The 17,429-nt window shown below is 72.5% G+C and carries 15 protein-coding genes and 1 tRNA gene; 12 read left to right on the forward strand and 4 right to left on the reverse strand.

All coding sequences use genetic code 11. The annotated features are described in order from the left end of the window. Nucleotides 1–78: 78 nt before the first annotated feature. Both HMPREF2863_RS12220 and HMPREF2863_RS10470 read right to left on the reverse strand, forming a co-directional pair. A complete protein-coding gene (locus HMPREF2863_RS12220; RefSeq protein WP_209279948.1) occupies nt 79–207 on the reverse strand; it encodes a putative transporter small subunit in 129 nt (42 codons plus the stop codon). A 32-nt stretch (nt 208–239) separates the two neighbouring features. Then, on the reverse strand, nt 240–1,937 hold the full coding sequence (locus HMPREF2863_RS10470; RefSeq protein WP_070639970.1) for a sodium:solute symporter family protein: 1,698 nt from the start codon (nt 1,935–1,937) through the stop codon (nt 240–242). A gap of 181 nt (nt 1,938–2,118) precedes the next feature. On the opposite strand from HMPREF2863_RS10470, the gene HMPREF2863_RS10475 reads away from it, so the two are divergent. The 4 genes from HMPREF2863_RS10475 (at nt 2,119) to HMPREF2863_RS10490 (ending at nt 5,423) form a co-directional block, all read left to right on the forward strand. Further along, nucleotides 2,119–2,601: a VanZ family protein gene (locus HMPREF2863_RS10475; protein WP_135103318.1), complete on the forward strand. Its 483-nt coding sequence runs from the start codon at nt 2,119–2,121 to the stop codon at nt 2,599–2,601. 8 nt (nt 2,602–2,609) lie between these two features. Continuing rightward, nucleotides 2,610–2,682 (forward strand) — tRNA-Ala (locus HMPREF2863_RS10480). A gap of 267 nt (nt 2,683–2,949) precedes the next feature. Further along, nucleotides 2,950–4,227 (forward strand): glycosyltransferase, encoded by a 1,278-nt coding sequence (locus HMPREF2863_RS10485; protein ID WP_082739657.1) that lies wholly within the window; start codon nt 2,950–2,952, stop codon nt 4,225–4,227. After that, complete coding sequence (locus HMPREF2863_RS10490) at nt 4,224–5,423, forward strand: glycosyl transferase (protein ID WP_246828882.1); 1,200 nt, start codon at nt 4,224–4,226, stop codon at nt 5,421–5,423. Before HMPREF2863_RS10485 ends, HMPREF2863_RS10490 begins: the two co-directional genes overlap by 4 nt. Before the next feature lie 38 nt (nt 5,424–5,461). On the opposite strand, the gene HMPREF2863_RS11625 is transcribed toward HMPREF2863_RS10490, so the two are convergent. After that, entirely contained in the window at nt 5,462–7,525 is a 2,064-nt protein-coding gene (locus HMPREF2863_RS11625) for a glycosyltransferase (RefSeq protein WP_067189535.1), read from the reverse strand. Between the two features lie 115 nt (nt 7,526–7,640). On the opposite strand from HMPREF2863_RS11625, the gene HMPREF2863_RS10500 reads away from it, so the two are divergent. The 6 genes from HMPREF2863_RS10500 to HMPREF2863_RS10525 all read left to right on the forward strand — a co-directional run bounded on the left by HMPREF2863_RS10500 (nt 7,641) and on the right by HMPREF2863_RS10525 (nt 15,078). Beyond that, nucleotides 7,641–8,684, forward strand: coding sequence for a WcbI family polysaccharide biosynthesis putative acetyltransferase (locus HMPREF2863_RS10500; RefSeq protein ID WP_070639979.1), 1,044 nt, complete (start codon nt 7,641–7,643; stop codon nt 8,682–8,684). Continuing rightward, nucleotides 8,681–9,994: a hypothetical protein gene (locus HMPREF2863_RS10505; protein ID WP_070639982.1), complete on the forward strand. Its 1,314-nt coding sequence runs from the start codon at nt 8,681–8,683 to the stop codon at nt 9,992–9,994. The genes HMPREF2863_RS10500 and HMPREF2863_RS10505 overlap by 4 nt, the downstream gene beginning before the upstream one ends. Next, nucleotides 9,987–11,375, forward strand: a complete 1,389-nt coding sequence (locus HMPREF2863_RS10510; RefSeq protein WP_070639984.1) for a glycosyltransferase — start codon at nt 9,987–9,989, stop codon at nt 11,373–11,375. The genes HMPREF2863_RS10505 and HMPREF2863_RS10510 overlap by 8 nt, the downstream gene beginning before the upstream one ends. A gap of 139 nt (nt 11,376–11,514) precedes the next feature. Then, the gene (locus tag HMPREF2863_RS10515) at nt 11,515–12,318 is read left to right on the forward strand and encodes a hypothetical protein (RefSeq protein ID WP_070639988.1); all 804 of its coding nucleotides are present in this window, start codon (nt 11,515–11,517) and stop codon (nt 12,316–12,318) included. A gap of 172 nt (nt 12,319–12,490) precedes the next feature. Continuing rightward, nucleotides 12,491–14,068, forward strand: a complete 1,578-nt coding sequence (locus tag HMPREF2863_RS10520) for an exonuclease domain-containing protein (RefSeq protein WP_070639991.1) — start codon at nt 12,491–12,493, stop codon at nt 14,066–14,068. A gap of 122 nt (nt 14,069–14,190) precedes the next feature. Next, complete coding sequence (locus HMPREF2863_RS10525; protein ID WP_070639993.1) at nt 14,191–15,078, forward strand: transporter substrate-binding domain-containing protein; 888 nt, start codon at nt 14,191–14,193, stop codon at nt 15,076–15,078. A gap of 40 nt (nt 15,079–15,118) precedes the next feature. Here the strand turns inward: HMPREF2863_RS10525 and HMPREF2863_RS10530 are convergent, their stop codons facing one another. Then, nucleotides 15,119–16,054, reverse strand: a complete 936-nt coding sequence (locus HMPREF2863_RS10530; RefSeq protein ID WP_070639996.1) for an RNase H family protein — start codon at nt 16,052–16,054, stop codon at nt 15,119–15,121. A gap of 175 nt (nt 16,055–16,229) precedes the next feature. Here HMPREF2863_RS10530 and HMPREF2863_RS10535 point away from each other — a divergent pair, with 175 nt between their 5' ends. After that, nucleotides 16,230–16,769: a hypothetical protein gene (locus HMPREF2863_RS10535; RefSeq protein ID WP_141756424.1), complete on the forward strand. Its 540-nt coding sequence runs from the start codon at nt 16,230–16,232 to the stop codon at nt 16,767–16,769. A gap of 396 nt (nt 16,770–17,165) precedes the next feature. After that, a complete protein-coding gene (locus HMPREF2863_RS10540; RefSeq protein ID WP_070640002.1) occupies nt 17,166–17,375 on the forward strand; it encodes a hypothetical protein in 210 nt (69 codons plus the stop codon). Nucleotides 17,376–17,429: the final 54 nt, after the last annotated feature.

The raw sequence follows: 17,429 nt of genomic DNA on the forward strand, positions 1-17,429 counted from the left end.
CGGGGACGAGGCGATTGTGCCTCGTCCCCGCCGTGCTGTGTGCGCAGGGTGCGCGGAGGACGGTCCGTCCGGAACCGGTCAGATCATCGGGCGGCCCTGCCTGCGGGCCTCGCGCATCTCCTTGAAGAAGTTGCCGGCGATCACGGCGAGCACGCCGAAGACGATCACGGGCCACATCAGGACGTACACGGTCAGGGCGACGGTCATGTCAGCTGCCTCTCTGTTGTCGGTCGGTGTGCTCAGCGGGCGGCGGCGGTCTGCTTCTCGTCGGCGGTGGCCGCAAGGTCGCGGTCGTCGAAGTCGCCGGTGACCTGCTTGATGCGATCGAAGTCGAACTCCTGCGTGGAGCGGAACGACATCAGGTAGCAGACCAGGAAGGACACCGCGTACGCCACCAGCGCGCCGGAGAGCTCGAGGTAGTCACGCAGGAACCCGAAGGCCACGAAGCACATGGCCACGGAGGCGGCGATGCCCACGACCTTGCCGGCGGTCGGGCCGAAGAAGCCGAACGCCATGATGCCCAGGACCACGCCCACGCCGATCACGCAGAGCGCCTCCACCACGATGCCCCACAGCCCGTCCACCGGGAACCAGCCGAAGCGGACCGGCAGGAACACGGCGAGGGCCGCCAGCACGGAGACGGTGAACGCGGCGTTGGTGACCTTCTTCCAGTAGAAGGAGGCGATCACCGGGAACACCAGGCAGCCCCAGAGGGCGCCGACGAACACCAGCAGGTCCAGGATGTTGAACTTCGCCGTGGCGAAGTACAGGGCGGCCGCGGTGGCCACGATCATGGTGATGCGGCCGATCAGCAGCATGGTCTTCGGGTCCGCGTTGCCGCGTCCCTTGGACTGCCCGTAGATGTCCGCCATGACGATCGACGACAGGGCGGACAGGTCCGAGTCCGCGGTGGAGGACAACGAGCCGATGATCATCAGGAACGCCAGGGCGACGACGGCCAGCGGCAGGTACTCGGCGACGATCTGCGGGATGAGGTTGTTCACGTCCCCGTCCATGGGGGTGATGCCGAGGTAGAGCGCCATGACGCCGAGCATGCCGATGCCGATCACCGAGCCGCCGTAGCCGATGGTGGCGGTGACGAAGGTCGGCTTGATCAGGTCCTCGCGCACGGCGAAGAGGCGCTGGGCGATGGTCTGGTTGCCGATCGCGTAGGCGAGCACGGCGGCGATGTACGGCGCGCCCTGCTTCATGAACGCCTCGGAGGAGAAGAAGTCCTGCTGCTCGGCGGACACGTTGCCTGCGGCGACGCCGGCCTCGAACATGGCCGGTCCGCCGGCGGCGAAGAACACGGCCGGGATGATGACCACGCAGGCCCCAAGCATCGCCATGACCTGTGCGAAGTCCGTCAGCACGGAGGCGCGGAAGCCGGACCACAGGGTGTAGAGCAGGACGCCGGCCGCCACGATCAGGATGCCCGCGCCGAACGGCAGCGGGGACAGGATGGCGATCAGCGCACCGCCGGCGATGAAGTTCGAGGTCAGGGAGATGACCGAGCCGAGCACGTTGGAGCCGGCGAGCATCAGCTGGGAGGAGCGGCCGTGGCGGGCGTACATGACCTCGGCCAGGGTGTGGGCGCGCGGTGCGACGGAGCGGATGCGCTTGCCGAACGGGTAGATGAACAGGATCATCAGCGCGCCCCACAGGCCGTAGTGGATGGGGCCGGAGATGCCGTAGGTGTAGCCGGCCGAGGCGGAGGCGTACATGGAGGACGCCCAGATCCAGGTGGCGGTCATGGAGGCGGCGGAGATGCCGAAGCCGATCTTGTTGCCGGCGGTCATGTAGGAGTCTGCGTTCTCCTTGCGCCGGGAGATCGCGACCGACATCCACATGGTGCCGCCGTAGAAGACGAGCAGGAGGACGACGACGCCGACGACGCCGAGGGTGGTCAGTGTTGCTCCGTCCGAAGCGGGCGGCATGCAGGTTCCTTTCGTCAGTGTGGACACAGGACAACGGACCCGGGACAGCGTGCGGCAGGGGCGCACGCACGTGCCGGGTCCGCAGATGACCATGTCATGGATCGACTGTGAGTTTCCACCAGGAAGTCAGGGAGCGTTCACCTGGCGGTGGTGGGGTACGGGGCTTCGTATGCTGGTCTGCATGCCTGGAGCGCACCCGGAACGAGCAGGAGGTGGCCGCCGTCGTGCCCGGCCGACGGCAGACGGCGGCGGGCCGCACGGACGACGCCCCCTGCTGCCGGCCTGGGCGTGGGCCGTGCTGCTCGTGCTCGCCGTGGCGGCGCACCTGGTGGTCCTCTATCTGCCGGGGGAGGGCCTGCCCGCGCAAGGGTTCGAGATCCCCTTCCTGGACAAGCTCATCCACGTGGCGGTGTTCGCGGCGCCGACGCTGGCGGCCGTGGTGTTGGGACGCAGCGCCTGGTGGTCCGTGCCGTTCCTGGTGCACGCCCCGGTCAGCGAGTGGGCGCAGGCGACGTTCGTGCGGCAGCGCTCGGGAGACCTCTGGGACATCGTCTCGGACGTGGTGGGCGTGGTGCTCGCCGTGGCCGTCGGACGCCGGCTGCAGCGCGGATTGGTGGCCGGGCGCGAACGGGAGTATGCTTCACGGGTGCCTCTCGCAAGGTAAGTGAGCACGGGGCTATAGCTCAGTTGGTAGAGCGCGTCGTTCGCAATGACGAGGTCAGGGGTTCAATTCCCCTTAGCTCCACAGCTGGATAAGGGCCGGAATCGTTGAGATTCCGGCCCTTTTTCTTCTGTGCGCAGGACGCATCGGTGCAGGGTGACGGGCTGTGCGCAGGACTGCTCACAGGCGTGGCAGAGGGACTCGAACGGTCGAAGGCGCCCCATGGCATACAGTCAGGTTCTATCCGCGCTTCGCCGTTCCCGTCGGGGGCAGTCCAGGTGCACCCCTGGACCCGCTGCGTCATGCAGGCCCACCCGGTGTGCGGCGAATCGCCCTTCCTGAGGAGGCACCGTGCGTCTTGCACTGCTCGCGCATCCGCGCCATCCCCTGCGTCCCCCGTTCGACGGTGGGCTGGAGGCACATACCGCGCTCACGGTCCGCCACCTGGCGCGGCTCGGTCACGATGTCACGGTCTTCGCCCGGGAAGGCAGCGATCTGGAGGCCCGGGACGTCGGGCCTCGGGCAGGGTCGGTGACCGTGGTACCGACGTTGCCTGTCCTGCCCGGTCCGCGGCCGGCGCCTGAGGCGGACGGCGTGCAGGAGCAGTGCCAGACCCCGGTGAACGGCACGCGCTGGTGGTCTGCCGAGCCGTGGACGCCGCCGTCGGACGACGTCATGGACGCCGCGCTGACCGCCGCCTGCCAGCAGGTCCTCGGCGGCGGATTCGACGCCGTGCTGAACAACTCGCTCTCCCCGGTGCCGCTGCAGCTCCTGGAGGAACTGCCGATGCTGACGGTCCTCCACACCCCGGCGACTCTGCCCCGGGTGCTGGCAGTCCTGGGCCGCCCGGGCTGGCGGCCGTCTCCGCTCCACCGCTGGGCCTCGGTGTCCGCGGCGAACGCCGCCACCTGGTCCCACTGGATCCCGGGGATCGACGTGGTCCACAACGGCATCGAGACCGAGCTGTGGCAGTCCGGCTCCGAACCGGTCCCCGGCCGCGCCGTGTGGGTCGGCCGCATCACCGAGGAGAAGGGCCTGCACATGGCCATCGAGGCCGCGCGCGGGGCCGGGATGGAGCTGCACTTCGCCGGGCCGATCGCAGACCACGACTACGTGGAGCGCATGGTCTTGCCGCTGCTCGGGGAGGACACGGTGCACCGCGGGCACCTGGACCACGCGGAGGTCGCCGCGCTGATGGGGGAGGGCGAGGTCTGCCTCGTCACCCCGCTGTGGGCCGAGCCGTTCGGGCTGACCGCCGTGGAAGCCATGGCCGTCGGCACCCCGGTGGCGGCCGTGCTGACCGGCGCCATGGCCGAGGTGGTGGCGCCGCAGGCCGGGGCGCTGGCCGAGCACCACACCGCCGCCGCCCTCACCGCCGCCGTGCACACCGCCCGGACACGCAGCCGCACCGCCACCCGGGCATGGGGACAGACCTTCAGCGCCGCCGCCATGGCCGAGTCCTACGACGCCCTGCTCCGTCAGGCGATCCAGCGCAGCACGTCTTCGGCGGACCGTGGGCCGGGGCCGGGGCCGGGGCCGGGCCTGGGGCCGGGGCCGAACGGCCCGACGTCGAACCGGACAGGACAGGCGCACCGCTGCAGCCCAGAGCGTCCGTGGGGCACGGTGTGAGGCGCGTCCTCTACTACGCGCACCAGCACGGTTCCGGACACCTGCAGCATGCAGCCGCGGCAGCCGGCACGGGACGGTTCGACCTCACCGTGGTCTCGGCGCACGCGCGCGCGGCGGAGGTGGTCGGCCGGGCCGCTGCCACCGCGCGGGTGCCCCGCCCGGCCGTGCTGCCCCTGCCCTCGGACCTCGTGGACGGTCACGTCCAGCCCACCGGGTCGCCGCTGCACCACACACCCACCGGCCCGGCGATCCGAGACCGGTTCGCCGCGCTCTTCGACGCCGCCCGCAGGACCGGCGCCGAGGCCGCCGTGGTGGACGTGTCCGTGGAGGCCGCGCTGTTCCTGCGCCTGGCCGGCTACCCCGTGGCACACCGCCGCATGCACGGGGACCGGACGGACGCGGCCCACCGGATCGTCTACGCCGAGGCCGACCACCTGTTCGCCCACTACCGTGCCGAACTCGAGGACCCGCGGTGGCGGGCCGAGCACGGGGACCGGACGACCTTCCTCGGCTCGGCGGATCTGACGGGGCGGCTCGAGCGGAGGGCCTCGACGCCCCCGGCCGGCCTCCGGGGAGCGCACATCGCCGTGCTCACCGCCACCGGAGGCGGGGGCGTGGCCGTGGACGCGCTCCGACGTGCGGCGGAGGCGGTCCCGCAGGCGGTCTGGCACGTGCACGGGCCGGTGCGCGGACAGGGACAGCAGGAGGCCCCCGCCTCCCTCTCCGCCGGGGCGACGGAGAGGAAGGCGGAGAGGAATGCGAGCGCCCACAGGGCCACCGACGGGACCGCCCCGGCGCGTGCGGGGGAGGGCGGACTTCCCGCGAACCTCGTGCTCCACGGGTGGGCCGAGGACGTCCCCGGGGTCCTCGCCGCCGCAGACCTCGTGGTGGTCTCCGCAGGCCACGGCGGCACCGTGGAGGCGGTCGCCTCCGGACGACCCGTGGTGATGGCCCCGGAACCGCGCCCCTTCGCGGAACAGCACCGATTCGCCGAGGCCGCCCGCCGCTGCGCCGGGGTGCCCTGGGCCGTCTGGGAGGACCCGGTGACCGACTGGGCCGGCGCTGTGCAGGCCGCGGCCGAGGACCCGGGCTCCGCGGACCGTCTGGCTGCCGCCCTGCTCACCCCGCCGGACGAGTACGCCGACCTGTGGGAACGGGCCGTGGAGCGCACGATCGCCGGGCGGCAGCCGCGCTGACCGCCGGGCGGCGGCCGCGCTGACCTCCGGCCTCCGCGTCAGTAGGCGGCGTCCGCCACCTTCGCGGCGGCGAGCTCCTGTTCGGTCGGACGGCGCCGCAGCTCGAGCCGCCCGCCGTCCTCGTCCCAGTCGACGAGCCCGGCCGCGGCGAACTCGCGCAGCCAGCCCTCCATGGGCCAGAGGCCGTGCACGGCACGGAAACGCCGGGCGTTGACCAGGATGTCCTCGAGGTGGTTCAGCGGAGGACGGTGCACGCCGTGGTGCTGGTGGAACACCTCGGCCGGATGGAAGCGCAGGCCCATCCCGGCGTCACGGGCGCGGAAGGCCAGGTCCGTGTCCTCGGCGCCATAGCCGACGTAGCCCTCGTCCAGGCCGCCGATCGCCTGCAGGAGGCTGCGCCGCATCGCCAGCACGAGCGTCCACACCATGTGCCACTGTTCGGAGTCCCCGGCCGGCAGGTGTGCCCGGGCGCCGTGCGGCACGGACGCCGCGCGCAGGGCCGCGTCCTCGGGCAGGGCGGCCTCCGCGAGACCGGTCCGCTCGCGCCAGTCCGGCAGCAGGTACCGCGGCGTGCCCATCACCATCGCGTGCGGGTGGGCGGCCACCTCCGCGGCCAGCTGCTCCACGGTGCCGTCCGCGGGGAGGCAGTCCACATCCAGGAACACGAGGATCTCGGCCGATGCGAGCGCGGCGGCACGGTTGCGTGCGGCGGCCAGCGGCAGGTGCCCGTCGGCGGCCACGTGCCCCACAGTCACCGGCAGGTCCGTCTCCGGCACCTGCCCGTCAGGCTGGCCCATGAACACCACCACAACCTCATCCGGCCGGCGCGTCTGCCGTTCCAGTGCCTGCAGTACCCGGGCCAGGTGGGTGTCCCGGTCCCCGGTGATCACCAGGACGGCCACACGCTCCGCGTGCTGCCGCCGCGCAGTGCGGACCGCCCGCGCACAGGCTGCGGCGTGGGAGGACGCCACCTGGGCCCGCTGCGTCCGGCGCCACAGCGGCGGTGCCGGCTTCCGGGGGCTCAGAGCCATGCGCCGGATCGCCTCCGCTGCGGCGGCCGGGTCCTGCATCCCGACGACGGCCACCCCCTCCCCGGGGCGGCCCGCCTCCGACGCCTGTTCGCCCGGCAGGGGCGTGTCCGCCACCTGGGAGGCGATCGCACCGACGTCCGTCACCACCACCGGCGTCCCCAGGTCCCGGCACATCTCCACCCAGCCCGAGTGCGTGCCCCGCACGTAGGGCAACACGGACACGGCGGCCCGCCGCAGCAGGGCGTGGAGGGAGGCGTCGTCCAGTCGCGGGTGCTCCCACACCCGGATCCCGAGCTCCTCCGCCGAGGCCCGCAGCCGGTCTGCCCGCACCGGGTCCTGGGTGGTCTCCTGCATCTCCAACACCGCCTGTGCCGGACGGCCCTGCGCCCGCAGCCGTCGCACCCCCTCCGCGACGGCAGGCAGCAGCGGCTCCGGGTCCACGGAGGCGCGCAGGTCCTTGGCATGCACCAGCACCAGGAGCTCCTCGCCGGGACCGGGACCCTCGCCCGCGGCGTCCTCGTCCTCCCGGTCCAGCGGCAGCACGTGCGGGTGCGGGATCACGATGGCTTCACGCCCGTAGTCCTTCCGCACAGCCTCCGCGGCCCCGGTGGAGAGCGTCACCACCTCGTCCGCGGCGGCCAGCAGCACGGCCAGCCGAACCCGGTGCGCGGGCTGCTCGGACTCCGGCAGGTGGGGGTTCTCCAGGTCATGGACGGTGACCAGCACGGCTGTGCCGACGTCATCGGCGGCATCCATGGCCGCCTGCAGCTGAGCCGGGGTGAAGTGCTCGAAGCCGAAGTGCACGTGCAGCACGTCCGGGCGGTGCTCGCGGATCCACTCCGGGGTCAGGGCGGACGGCGGCCACCACACGCCCGGTTCCGCTCCGGGGACCTCCGGGTCGGGCAGGTGCTCCACTGACGTGGCCGTCGCATCACCCCCGGACCCGGCTCCGTGGGGGCCGGACGGGCCCGCAGCGGCGTCACGCTCGCCGTCGGGAGAGGAGTCCGGGAGGGGGAGCAGGTGCCGTACATACGGGTGGTCCGCGGGAACGGGCTGGACGATGAGCGGCATGCATACTCCTGACGGCGGCGACGCCCAGCGCTTCTCCTGCGGGCGGGCCGCCCCTAGTGTGGGCGGGCGCCCCCGGTCGGAGCGCGCCCGCCATTCCACCACTCCGGGAGGTGCCGTGACCACAGCCCAGTCGCCTTCACTCGACCCTGAAGTGGAGGGACGCCGCCGCCACTATGGGCACTTCTACGGGCTCACGCCCCTGCCCGAGCAGCCGCTGCTGCTGGTGTGGGGCAACTGCCAGGGGGAGTCCTTCCGGCTGCTGCTCGGGGAGGAGCCGGGCACCGCGCTGGCCGACGGCGAGCTGGCCTCCGTCCGTGTCCCGCCGGCGTTCGAGCTGACCGCGGACGAGGTCCCGCTGCTGCACCGTCTGGTGGCCCGGGCCCGGGTGCTGGTCTCCCAGCCGATCCCGGACGACTACCGCGGCATGCCGGTGGGGACGGGCCAGCTGGCCGCGCTGTTGCCGGAGGGCGCCGAGCTGGTGCGCGTGCCGGTGCTCTACTGCACCTCGCGCTTCCCGTGGCAGACCACGCTGCGGCACTGGAAGGCCGCCCCCGGCGCCGCCGAGCGTCCCGGCGAGGATCCGCCACTGGTGCCGTATCACGACCTGCGGACCCTGGTGGAGGCACACGGCCGCCTCACCGGTGCGGAGGTCGCCGTGCGTGCCGCGGCCGCCTGCGGCGCCGGCACCCGCCTTCCCGTGGATCCCGCCTCACTGCAGGAGGCGGCCGAGGAATCCGTGGGTCTGCTCGCGCACCGCGAGAAGGTCAGGGGACTGCTGCCGGTCTCGGACCTGGTGGCCGCCGAGCGGGGCGTGGGCTTCCATGCCGTGAACCACCCGGACAACCCGCTGCTGCTGGCGGCGGCGCAGCGGGTGGCCGAGGAGATCGGGCGGCGGACCGGACTGTGCCCGGAGGCGGCCCTTCCGGCGGACGGTCGCACCCTGCTGGGCGGGATCCGCACACCGGTGGAGGAACAGGTGGTCGAGGCTCTCGGGCTGGACTGCGAACCGCGGCCGGAGTGGACCATCGGCGGGGAGACAGTTCTGGACGCGGTGGTGCGGCAGACGCATCTGGACTGGTACCTGTCCAACCCCGCCTGCGTGGCCGCCGGCATGGAACGCTTCGCCGCCCGCATCCGGCTGCTGAGGATGCTGCCGTGACCGGCCGAGCACGCCGGGTGCACCTGGTGGCGGTCGGGCCGGCCGAGCACGGGGTGACCCGTCACGCCCTGCAGACCGCGGCACGCGCCCAGCAGACGTTGGCCGGCACCTGGGACGTGGAGCTGGTGCGCTGCCCGGATGCGGACGCGTTCCGTGCGGCGGGGCAGCGGCTGGGGGCGGCCGCGGCGGCGGGCGGGGCTGTCCATGTGGACGTCACCGACGCGCTGTTCGGGGACGGTCCTGCCGAGGCGGCCGCCGTGCTGCGGCAGGTGCTGCCCGCGTCTGCGACGATCGCACTGCACGATGTGCCCCAGCCTGCCGAGGGCGCCGCGCGCTATGCGGCCCGGGCGGCGGCCTACGCCGAGCTGGCGCGGTCCTTCGCCGCCGTGGTGGTGGCCAGCGAGCACGAGGCAGGGTTCCTGCGTGCCGCCTGCGCGGACGCCGAGGGCCTCGGCGGGGAAGCGTGTGGGGGAACCCGCGACCCGGCGACCGGGGACGACGGGACGTACGACCGGGGCACGGGGGAGCCGGCGCCGATCGCCGTGGTCCCGCTGCCCGTGCCGGACGCGCGGGGCGACGTCGGTGGGGAGGACGGGGAACCCGAGATCGAGGGGCTGGGCCGGGACGTGGTGGTGCTGGGCCACCTGTACCCCGGCAAGGGCCATGCCGAGGCGATTGCCGCCCTGGCCGCCGTGCGCGGTGAGGCCGTGGCGCGGGGCGTGTCCCTGGAGGGGTTCCCGGACCGCGTGACCGCGCTCGGGCCGGTGGCGGCCGGGCACGACGACCTCGTCGCCGAGCTGGAGCGGGCCGCCGCGGACAGGGGGGTCGCCTTCAGGGTGACCGGCTTCGTCCCGGACGAGCAGCTGCCCGCCGCGCTTGCGGCGGCCGCGGTGCCGTTCGCGGCGCACCGGAACGTGTCCGCCTCCGGCTCCTTGGCGACGTGGATGGGCCACGGCCGCCGGTGCATCGTCCCGGCGGGCGCCTACGTGGAGGAGATGGACGCCCTGCGCCCCGGCACCCTGCACGTGGCCCGGCCCGGGGAGGGCGACGAGGGCCCGGCAGGCGGTGCCGGTCCCGAGGCCGGGGACCGTGCGGCTCAGCCGGCGGGCGAGGATGCTGTGCTCGCCGCCCTGACCCGGGCGCTCGCCGCCGCGGTGGCCGACCCGTCGCTGACCAGGCTGGCGCCCGACGTCTCCCTGGCGCCCACGCCCGAGGACACCGTGCGGGCGCTCGCGGAGGTCTGGTCCCGGGCGCTCGAGTGCCGCCGGCCTGTGCCGGTCCCGGTGGAGGGAGGCGGACGGGATGACTGAGGTGTCCGTCGTCGTGCCCTACTACGAGGACCAGGAGGGCCTGAACCGGCTGCTGGCCGCGCTGGCGCGGCAGACGATGCCGGCGCAGCGGTTCGAGGCGGTGATCGCGGACGACGGCTCCCCTCGGCCCCCGCGGATCCCGGACGGGCTGCCGTTCGGCGTGCGGGTGGTGCGGCAGGCCGACCTCGGGTTCCGGGCGTCTGCGGCCCGGGCCCTGGGCGCTCGGGCCGCTGCGGGGCGGGTGCTGGCTTTCCTCGACGGGGACATGATTCCCGAACCCGGCTACCTTGAGGCCGCCTGTGCGCTGCCGCTGGCGGACCCGGAGGCGGTGGTGGTCGGGCGGCGGCGGCACGTGGATCCGCGGGCGGTGGAGGCCGGCTGGGCCCCTGGGGCGGGTCTGCCGGCCGGAGCCGAGCTGGAGGAGCCGGCCTGGCTGATCGACGGCTACGCGCAGACGAAGGACTTGCGGCGGGCCGATGCGACCTCGTACCGGTTCGTCATCTCCGCCGTGCTGACGGTGGCCCGTCAGGTCTACGAGGAGGCCGGGGGCTTCGACCCGTCCTTCGTGGGCTACGGCGGTGAGGACTGGGAGCTTGCGTCGCGGCTGTGGCGCTGCGGGGCGCGGCTGCGCCACGTGCGTGAGGCGGTCGCCTGGCAGCCGGGGGAGGACTTCGGCGGCCGGGAGGACCCTGTTCGGGCCCGGCGCGTGAAGAACGCCGAGGCCCTGACGCTGGCGGGGAAGATCGCCGCGCCGACCGCCCGCGGGTGGGCGCTGGGTCTGAACGGGCCGCGACGTGTGGGGGTCCGGATGGCCGGCGGTGCCGGGGTGGACGGTGCCGGGGCGGGCGGAGCCGGTGGCAGGCCGGCGGGAGCGGCAACGACGGCGGACGAGGCCGCCGTGGTGCTCAGTGTGGACGCCGCTCTGCAGCTGTTCCCTGCGGCACGGGTCGCGGTGGACGCGAGCGGTCTCGGTGCCGCGGCCCGCGGCTGCCTGGAGGATCCGCGGGTGGCGCGCGTGGCGTCGCCGGAGGGCGGGGCAACTGCCGAGCCGGCACTGGAGGAGACCCCGGACTGGGACGTGCTCGTGCACGAGCCCCTGTGCCCGGCGGAGCCCGGACGGCGCCCGGACCCGGCCGCGGCGAGCGAGCTGCTCCTGCGCCTCGAACGGGCCGGCGTGGAGACCCTGGTGCTCACCGCCGGCGGCGAGCCGGACGGAGCCGGCCCCGTCCGCGAGGTGGGGCGGCTGACGGGGGTGCGGGGCCGCCGTCGGGAAGCGCGGGGCGGGACGGCGAGGACGCTGACGCTCCCGATCGCGCGGCTCGGCTGGGCGCCCGTGGGCGAGGCGCCGGACCTCGAAGGCTGGTGGGGAGGATGGGCCTGAGCAGAGGTCGAGGCTGACGGTGGACTGGACGGACGCTTATCGTGTCCGCCCCGATTCCTAACGTGCACTGTGTTCCCGCTGGTCACTGTTTCAGGGGCGGCGGGCACGCTTCCCATCCCTACCCGCATGGAGGAATCCCATGAAAAAGACCCTGGCCTGGATGGCCGTTCCTGCCCTGATGCTGTCCTTGAGCGCCTGCGACAGCGAACCGGGCACCGTGACCCGTGGCGACGACGCCACGGCGTCCGCTTCCTCGGAGGCACCGGCCTCGAGCGAGTCGGCCGAGGCGGCGTCGTCCGAGGGCGCCGAGGAGGCCGAGCAGTCCGCCGAGGCCGCCGCCGAGGAGTCGGAGACCACGGAGACCGAGGCCGCTGCCACCGAGGCGACGGAGTCCGAGGAGGCTGAGCGGTCCGCCGAGTCCGCCGCCGAGGAGTCGGAGACCACGGAGACCGAGGCCGCTGCCACCGAGTCTGACGAGACCGCCGCTACCGAGGCGACGGAGTCCGAGGAGGCCTCCGACAAGGCGTCGGAGGAGGCCGCAGCCGAGGCCCCGATCGCTTCCGGGCAGCCGACGTTCGGCGACACCTATACCTGGCACAACGGCTTGGCGGTCACCGTCGGCCAGCCGCAGCCGTTCACCCCGTCCGAGTGGGCCTCGATCGAAAACGAGGACGGCCAGCATCACATGTTCGACGTGAGCGTGGTCAACGGCACCTCCGAGGCCCACGATGCCTTCGAGATCAGCCTGCAGGCCAGCTCCGGTGGCGAGCAGAGTGGCATGATCTTTGACACGGACAACAGGATCGACGTGCCGACCGTCTCGATCCAGCCGGGCAAGACCCTGAACTTCAAGGTGGCCTTCACCCTGAAGGATCCCTCCGACATCAACATGGACGTCTCCCCGGGCTGGGACTACGAGTCCGTCAACTTCGCCACGCAGTGAGGCGAAGCTGACCGGAGAACCGTTGTCAGGTCTTCTCGACGACGGCCGCCCACCCCCCGGTGCCCGCGTCCGGCGGGCACCGGGGGGTGTTTCCCCTTCCGGTTCAGGCAGAATCGGACCAGGACCCGTACCCGACTCGGCGCCGCCGAGGCGCCTCGAGGAGACAGCAGACGTGAGCAGCTTCAGCGGCCTGGACTTCGTGGCCGTGGACATGGAGACCGCCAACGCGCAGCGGGCGTCCGTGTGCGCGGTGGGCATCGCGCTGGTCCGCGCCGGCGAGGTGGTGGCCACCGAGAAGATCCTGGTGCAGCCCCCGACCGGCCTGGACTCGTTCTCTGCCCTGAACCGCGGCATCCACGGCATCTGCGCCGAGGACGTGAAGGACGCCCCGGCCTGGGACGAGGTGGCCGGCCAGCTCGAGGTGCTCGGCTCCCAGTTGCCGCTGGTAGTGCACAACGCCGCCTTCGATCGCGGTGCCTACGAGGCCGCGTGCGCCGAGGCCGGCCGCACCGCCCAGCCCATGGAGTGGCTGGACCTGCTGGAGTTGTCCCGCCGCCTGCGCCCGGACTCCCGCCAGCACACGCTGCCGGTGCTCGCCGAGGCCTACGGCATGACGCTGGAGAACCACCACGACGCCGAGCAGGACGCCCGGGCGTGCGCGGAGGTGCTCGTGGCGATCGCGAAGGAGCAGGGCGTGCAGCGGCTCGGCGAGCTGTGGCCGCAGGGCGGGCAGGTGGGGACGCCGACGACTGCGCGCCGGCGGCCGTCTGTACCGACTCCGACCTCTGAGCCGGCAGAGGACGACCCGAGCCGTCAGGAATGGTTCAGCCGCGCCTCCAAGACGAAGGCCGCGGACATGCCGAAGGCCGTCGCAGGAGCCGACCCGAGCCACCCGCTGCACGGCGAGCATGTGGTCATCTCTGGTCCTGTCCAGGGGCGTGACCGCTACAAGCTGTGGGAACGCATCGCCGAGGTGGGCGGGCACCCGCAGAAGAACGTCACGAAGAAGACCACCGTGCTGGTCGCCGGGAACAGGGACGACCTCGCAGGGCTCGTCTCTGGCGATGCCGCCGTGGCCGTGAACATGACCACCAAGGAGCGCAAAGCCACCGAGTATGCGGCCGCGGGGCAGCCCATCCGGGCGATGACCGCCGCTGCCTTCATGGAGGTGCTCGGCGGCCAGGAGCCGGAGGACGGAGTCTCGCTGCTCGGTCGACGGACACCGGGCGTGGAACCGACTGAGGTTCAGCCGGAGGAGGCGCCCTCGGCCGCCGCGCTCGCGTCGGAGGCCGGTGACGCTCCGGTGCCTGCGGATGACCGCCGAGAGGATGATGGGGGCCGTGCCGGGCGGACCTACGGGAGCTCGGCCTACACCCCGTCCGCGCTGCGCCGGTCCCGCTTCGACGACGACGGCCCGCGTCCGTGGGAGCGGACCGAGCCGCAGCAGTCCAGAACTCCGGCGTCGTACGGCGGCGGGCCGGCACCTCACCAGTGGGGCGATGCCCCGGCTTCGCAGCAGCAGGGCCGCCCGAACGAGGGAGTGCGGGTGGCGAAGAAGATCGCCGGCGTGGTCATGATGCTCGTCGCCCTGTTCTGCGTCCTGATGACCGCTGCCGGCATCGGCCAGGTGGTCGAGGACCTGGGCGCCGGAGACAGCGGGGACGTGGCCATCGGCGTCGGCATGACCGCCGTGTTCGCCCTCATCAGCATCTGGCTCGCCACCAAGGCGCTGCGCTGGATGCGAGGCTGAACCGGCCGCCGCCGCACCGGCGTCTCGCCATGCGGGCCGCTGGTGTTCAGCGACTGGTCAGGCCGACTAGAGTGACCCATGTCACTCACTTGTCATTCGCACCTGACCGAGAGGGGCAGCACATGTGCGCCCGTCATCCACGCCTCACCGTTACCGCCCTGGGAGCGGCCGCGGCCCTTCTGGTGGCCGGTTGTACCGGCCCCGGAGGGTCGGACGAAGGCCTCGAGACCGCCGCGGTCTCCGCGCCGACGGCCTCGAAGAGCGCCGAACCGTCGCCTGCACCGGAGAAAAGCAGGATCGAGCAGATCCGTGCAGCGGGGACGTTGCGCGTCTGCACCACCGGCGACTACCCGCCGTTCACGGAGGAGACCGAGGACGGGGAGCTCAAGGGCATCGACGTGGACATGGCCAGGGACCTGGCTGAGACCATCGGGGTGGAGGCCGAGTTCGTCACCACCAGCTGGGGCGAGCTCATGGACGACTTCCTCTCCGACTGCGATGTGGCTGTCGGTGGGATCTCCATGAACCCGGAGCGTGCCGAGAAGGTCTACTTCTCCGAGAAGACCCTCGAGGACGGAAAGACGCCGATCGCCCGCTGTGAGGACGTGGACAAGTACCGGAGCATCGAGGACATCAATCAGCCGGGCGTGCGCTCGATCTTCCCGGAGGGCGGCACGAATGAGGAGTTCGCGCGGGAGCACTACCCGGACGGCGAGCTCATCCCCCATGACAACCTGACGATCTTCGACGCCCTCGCCGCCGGCGAGGCGGACGTGATGACCACCGACCGTGCGGAGGTCCTCTACACGGACCACGAGTACGACGAGCTCTGCGCCGTGAACCCGGACGAGCCCTTCGACTACTCGGTGCAGGGATACATGCTTCCCCAGGGCGATGACGTCTTCAAGCACTACGTGGACCAGTGGCTCATGGTCGCGCTCGAGGACGGCACCTACGACGGCTTCGCCGAGCCCTGGGTGGGCGACGCGGATCTGAACCCGGAGGACTAAGCCTCCGGGCCGTCGGTGGTCCCCGGAGGAATGCTGTCTGTCAGGCGGCCAGCGAGTAGCTGATCAGCTGCTCGGCGGCCTCGGCGCGCAGCTCGTCCAGCATCTGGCGGGCACGGGCCTTCGGAACTCCGAACTCGGCGTTGCGGCGGGCCATCACGGCCAGGCGGTCGGCGAGCTCGTTGTGTACGTCCCCGGAGTGGCCCCGGACCCAGCCGAGGTCCACGTCCAGGCCAGTCATCAGCCGGCGGATGGCGTCCACGGTCCCCTTGCCGTTCAGGGTGAGTCCACGGGCGTGGTCGATCTCGCCGTGGACCAGCTTCACCGCGTTCTGGCTGTCCGAGCGGATCACGAACCGGGTGTCGGCCTGGTGGTCGTGCGGGATGCGCTGGAGGGCCTCCCACAGGCCCAGGTGGATGGCCTTCAGCTCGGCCTCCAGGACGGTGGTGCGCGGGCACACGCGGTGCTTCAGGCGCGGGGTGGGCCCCAGGCCGAAGTCGATGATCCATCCTGCGCCGGAGAGCTCCCCGCGCTTGGCACGGGAGGCGTCCGTGGCCACGAGGACCTGCGCGTACAGCTGGGCCGCCAGCTCCTTCAGGGCAGCACCGGCGGCCTGGCGTCCGGCGACCGGCGCGTACGCCTCGACGACTCGGTGGCCGAGAGCGGCCAGGCGCTCGTCCAGGTCATGGAGGAACGCCGGCAGTTCCACCTCAAGGTGGACGTCGGCGTCAGGGGCGTCCAGGGCCAGGAGGGCCTCGTGCAGCACCTCCACGAAGAGTCCGCCCGTGCGGCCGGCCTCGGCCAGGCGCACGCGCCCCGACTCCGGCATCTGCGCGACCGCGCCCTCCGACTCCACGACGGCCCACAGGATCTGGCCGCGCTCGACGCGGGCCATGACGGTGATGCCGGAACGCGCGGCGACGGCGGCCAGCGCAGGCATCAAGCGGCGGGTCGGGGGAGCGGGCTTCGGTGCGGTCATCGGGACTCCTTCACTAGGGGGCTGTTCTCTGGTCGTCTCAACTCGAGCTGACGGTGAGGACACTACGAAGGGGGCCGGACACGATAAGGCGGGAGAACCGTCGTCGGGCCTCTGACCTGGGAAGACGGCGGCGGACGCTTATCCTGTCCGGCCCTGTCCATAGCCTCGGCGCACGATGTTCGACGAGAGACAGGAGGCCCGGATGGGCGGACAGGACACGATGGACGGCAGGACGCAGGCGGGGGACGTGACGGTCGTGCCGCCGCGCGAGGGCGTGGAACTGATGGAGCTGCCGGAGCCGGCCTCGCAGCTGTGGTGGCAGCACATGAGGGAGTTCTTCGGGCAGGGCTGGTACCGGCTGGAGTCCGTGGGGCAGATCGCGGACCTGGTGAACGCGCTCGGCGAGGAGATCGACGGGCTCACGCTCGAGGACGACGACCCGGTCACTCGGTACGCGCAGATGTGCTACCTGGGCGAGGGGCGCTTCCAGCTGGAGATCGCGAAGGTGGAGCCCGAGGGCGGCGCGTTCAACTGGCGCATCGGCGTCGGCGCCCACGCAGAGCATGCAGGAAATCAGCCGAACACGTCCGCCGAGGACGAGCAGCTGCTCAACCGTGCGCAGCTGATCGAGGTGCTGACCTCCTGGGCCCAGGGCCACGGGCTGCCGCTCGGCTACGGCGCTGCGCTGCACTGCTACGGCGGCGCAACGCTCTGAGAGGGGCGCTCCGCGGCGGCGCCAGGTGAAGTCCTGGCGCCGCTTCTCCGCGTAGGCGGCTCGGCCCTCGGCCAGGCCGCCGGAGCAAGGGGCGTCCGCCCCAGCCTGTGACCAGTCGTCGGCGCAGTCAGGCGAGCCCGCGGTGACGTCGGATGGCCAGTGTCAGGACGACCCGGCGGACGCCCGGCAGCGCTTCCTCCCAGCGGACGGACGCACTTCGCCTCCGACGCCCAGGTCTGCCAAGCCGCAGCGCAGGAGGCGTTCCTCGACGCGCTGGAGTGGTTCCTGCGCACCGTCCGGGAGGACGACAGAAGTACCTGACAGCCCCTGCTCGGGGCAGGTCCTGGCGAGACGCTGGCCCCTCATCCCGTCCACCCCACCGGCTACGCTCGCACCATGAAGATCGGTCTCCGCAAGCCCAGCCTGAAGAAGTCCATCTCCGCCCGCACCACGGGCCGCGCCAAGCGCGCGATCAAGCGCAAGGTCATCCCTGGCTACGGCCGCAAGGGGATGGGCTGGCTGCGCGACCCCAAGCGCGCCGCCTACAACGCCGTCTACCGGCGCACCACGGTCGGCCTCGGAGACGTTTTCAAGATGTTCAAGTGACCTCCAGGCCGTCCCCACCCTGTAGTGGGGCCACTGGCGGGCTGCGCCGAGTGA

The organism is Micrococcus sp. HMSC067E09, assembly GCF_001812555.1.
GTDB lineage: Bacteria > Actinomycetota > Actinomycetes > Actinomycetales > Micrococcaceae > Micrococcus > Micrococcus lylae.

Bases quoted from the DNA above. Each gene is read 5' to 3' on its own strand.
- HMPREF2863_RS10540 (WP_070640002.1), top strand. From the start codon at position 17,166: ATGAAGATCGGTCTCCGCAAGCCCAGCCTGAAGAAGTCCATCTCCGCC.
- HMPREF2863_RS10510 (WP_070639984.1), top strand. From the start codon at position 9,987: ATGACTGAGGTGTCCGTCGTCGTGCCCTACTACGAGGACCAGGAGGGC.
- HMPREF2863_RS11625 (WP_067189535.1), bottom strand. From the start codon at position 7,525: ATGCCGCTCATCGTCCAGCCCGTTCCCGCGGACCACCCGTATGTACGG.
- HMPREF2863_RS10470 (WP_070639970.1), bottom strand. From the start codon at position 1,937: ATGCCGCCCGCTTCGGACGGAGCAACACTGACCACCCTCGGCGTCGTC.
- HMPREF2863_RS10475 (WP_135103318.1), top strand. From the start codon at position 2,119: ATGCCTGGAGCGCACCCGGAACGAGCAGGAGGTGGCCGCCGTCGTGCC.
- HMPREF2863_RS12220 (WP_209279948.1), bottom strand. From the start codon at position 207: ATGACCGTCGCCCTGACCGTGTACGTCCTGATGTGGCCCGTGATCGTC.
- HMPREF2863_RS10525 (WP_070639993.1), top strand. From the start codon at position 14,191: ATGTGCGCCCGTCATCCACGCCTCACCGTTACCGCCCTGGGAGCGGCC.
- HMPREF2863_RS10515 (WP_070639988.1), top strand. From the start codon at position 11,515: ATGAAAAAGACCCTGGCCTGGATGGCCGTTCCTGCCCTGATGCTGTCC.
- HMPREF2863_RS10530 (WP_070639996.1), bottom strand. From the start codon at position 16,054: ATGACCGCACCGAAGCCCGCTCCCCCGACCCGCCGCTTGATGCCTGCG.
- HMPREF2863_RS10535 (WP_141756424.1), top strand. From the start codon at position 16,230: ATGTTCGACGAGAGACAGGAGGCCCGGATGGGCGGACAGGACACGATG.